Raw genomic sequence first — 2,344 nt, 5'->3', positions numbered from 1 at the left:
GTCTTACAACTCTGTCACCGTGATCTCGATATGCGGATCATCGGAGTAATACTTGTGTGCATGTAGATCAACTATGCGTGCGTCATCTGTCCATAAAATGCCGTTTAAGGCGTCTAACGTACTTTTGATGTAATTATCCAAGTCAGGCTTTACTGTCGGTCTATGCTCACCTGAGAGTCTTCTGGAACGTTCTATCTTTGATAGTGACTTCTGAACTGGACGATAGAAAGAAATTTCGACTTCAAGTGATCCATCAAGTGGCTCGTCTTTGTATTGTGATCTCGCTAACTGAGCTAGCTGTTTCTTGTACTTCGATACTTTTGGCGGATCATACACTCTGATACTTCTGCCATACCTTGTAGCTCTCGGACGTGCCTGTTCGACTGGTTCAATGTGAAGGATCATTGTTTCTTCCGTTTGTTTAACGTTACCAACTCGATCAAGATCAAACTCAACAAGAACGCACACAAGAAACCGACACTGACGATTGCTTGCAACATGTCACCTACAAACATGTTCCAGAAAATCGATGCAACGATGATCACAAACGCGATTAAATTATACTTACTCATTTACTGTCTCCTATCTTCGTTATTTTTCCTAATTTCCCTTTTCACTACACTTACTACCATTACGATCAATGACAAAACAAAGACAATTCCCAAAGCTGTGATCACAATAAGTAGCACAAGAAAAATATTCGTCAACACATTAAACATTGTTTACATCACCCCATTCACTGATTGCATATCCGATGAAAATTCCGATCGCTAGAAAAGCTCCAGCGATCACGATTGTTAATGCTGTCATTCACTCATCTCCAAAACAAACTTTTTGACATTCTCCAGATACCGTACTTGTTGCCACAAGTATGGATCATTATCATCACTTGAGTTACCAGATAAATAAAAATCTCCTACACGTCCCCGAATATCATCGATTACGGCGATCGGATAACTATACCTGCTTAGCAATTCAACTATTTTTTCTTTGGCTGTCATCTTTATCTCCCTTCAAAAAAATGGACCATCTAGTTTTACTCCTCTGATCGCCTAGAATAGGTTTCTGACCAAATACTTTGATCACATCACTAAACTTGATTTGATCTTCGTTCCACTTGAAAATCAATGTTCCAGATGGTTTAAGCACTCGCCTGCACTCATCAAATCCATGTTTCAAATCTTCTGGCCAACTTTCTTTATCGAGCTTGCCATACTTCTTGGCTAGCCAACTATTTGGACCAGCATATATCAAATGCGGTGGATCAAACACCACAAGATCAAACGTGTCATCCTCAAAAGGGATGCTACGAAAATCAGCTTGGATGTCTGGATCAACGTCGATAACATGACCTGTCGGAAGCTCTTCGTGATGTCTTCTGATGTCCATGTATGTCGTATGTGGCTCACGCTTGTCATACCAAAACATTCGACTACCGCAGCATACATCTAATATTTTCATTGGCTCTCCACCCATTCTAGCCAATCGTTATCTACTTCTCTCAATACAAATTTTTTAATTGGTACAGATAACTCTTCAAAGTACTCTTCGCTATCCCAATTTTTGTATTCGTCTGAATTAAGATCACGCATTTCAAATGCTCTTACTTCCACTTCGTCGTTTTCGTCATACTCATCAGCATCATTATCATTTACATAACTCTTCCAGTCATCGATCACCTTTAAAAGATCACTCCCCCAAAAAGCGATATACTGACTGTTATAGTCAAACACCTTATAAAATTTCATTCTCAGCCCTCCAAATCATCTATGCGAGCCCACAAAATACCACTATACCGTTCCATAGTTTCCAGCTGAAGGTCCAACAATTTCGCTTGCTCTTTTCCGATACTTGATAATTTTTCATCATCATTTAGAAAAGCTTTTAACTTTCTGATTTTTTCGTCCAGATCAGCTTTTTCTTCTTTAAGCTTTTCAACTACTGGGTTATTAGCTGTCTCTTCATTGTCTTCGTACATGATTAGCGCACTGCGCTCATAATCTGTACTGTGAACACCACTATCTGCAAATCCTGAACAATTCGATTGATATTTAATGTCAATCACTTTCTTGTCTTGGATGAACTTGTTGATACGTTTCTCAAAGCCATAAGCGCCATCAAATTCAGAGTTTTCATCAAAAATTTCAACTTTCATTCCCTAGTCCTCCAATTCATCTTCAGGTACTTCGACCTTTAACACGTTGAGATTAAGCCCTTTGGCTCGTGGATCTTTTTGCATCTCGTCGATTTCATCTTGCGTAAATTGTGATCGTCCCATTTTCGTCGGTGTTCTACCTCCCCAATACCACGAGTCATTATAACGATCTACCCTTAAATACTCATC

The 2,344-nt window shown here is 39.3% G+C and carries 7 protein-coding genes; all 7 read right to left on the bottom strand.

Annotation, left to right across the window (positions count from 1 at the left end; translation table 11 throughout):
• Positions 1-3: 3 nt before the first annotated feature.
• Positions 4-405 carry a RusA family crossover junction endodeoxyribonuclease gene (locus tag Q9Q35_RS10515; protein WP_221677974.1) on the bottom strand — a complete coding sequence of 134 codons (402 nt, stop codon included), beginning with the start codon at positions 403-405 and terminating at the stop codon, positions 4-6.
• Positions 402-572 carry a hypothetical protein gene (locus Q9Q35_RS10510; RefSeq protein WP_304653315.1) on the bottom strand — a complete coding sequence of 57 codons (171 nt, stop codon included), beginning with the start codon at positions 570-572 and terminating at the stop codon, positions 402-404. The genes Q9Q35_RS10515 and Q9Q35_RS10510 overlap by 4 nt, the downstream gene beginning before the upstream one ends.
• Before the next feature lie 234 nt (positions 573-806).
• Entirely contained in the window at positions 807-1,001 is a 195-nt protein-coding gene (locus Q9Q35_RS10505; RefSeq protein WP_257576633.1) for a DUF6877 family protein, read from the bottom strand.
• Entirely contained in the window at positions 976-1,461 is a 486-nt protein-coding gene (locus Q9Q35_RS10500) for a class I SAM-dependent methyltransferase (RefSeq protein WP_304653314.1), read from the bottom strand. Before Q9Q35_RS10500 ends, Q9Q35_RS10505 begins: the two co-directional genes overlap by 26 nt.
• Complete coding sequence (locus Q9Q35_RS10495) at positions 1,458-1,748, bottom strand: hypothetical protein (RefSeq protein WP_304653312.1); 291 nt, start codon at positions 1,746-1,748, stop codon at positions 1,458-1,460. The genes Q9Q35_RS10500 and Q9Q35_RS10495 overlap by 4 nt, the downstream gene beginning before the upstream one ends.
• A 2-nt stretch (positions 1,749-1,750) precedes the next feature.
• Positions 1,751-2,155, bottom strand: coding sequence for a crAss001_48 related protein (locus Q9Q35_RS10490; RefSeq protein ID WP_304653311.1), 405 nt, complete (start codon positions 2,153-2,155; stop codon positions 1,751-1,753).
• Positions 2,156-2,158: 3 nt separating this feature from the next.
• Positions 2,159-2,344: hypothetical protein (locus Q9Q35_RS10485; RefSeq protein WP_304653310.1), on the bottom strand; the 186-nt coding region annotated here is incomplete at its 5' end.

Origin of the sequence: uncultured Ligilactobacillus sp. (assembly GCF_948826705.1) — a bacterium.
GTDB lineage: Bacteria > Bacillota > Bacilli > Lactobacillales > Lactobacillaceae > Ligilactobacillus.
This window is presented reverse-complemented; position numbering and strand designations above follow the sequence as displayed.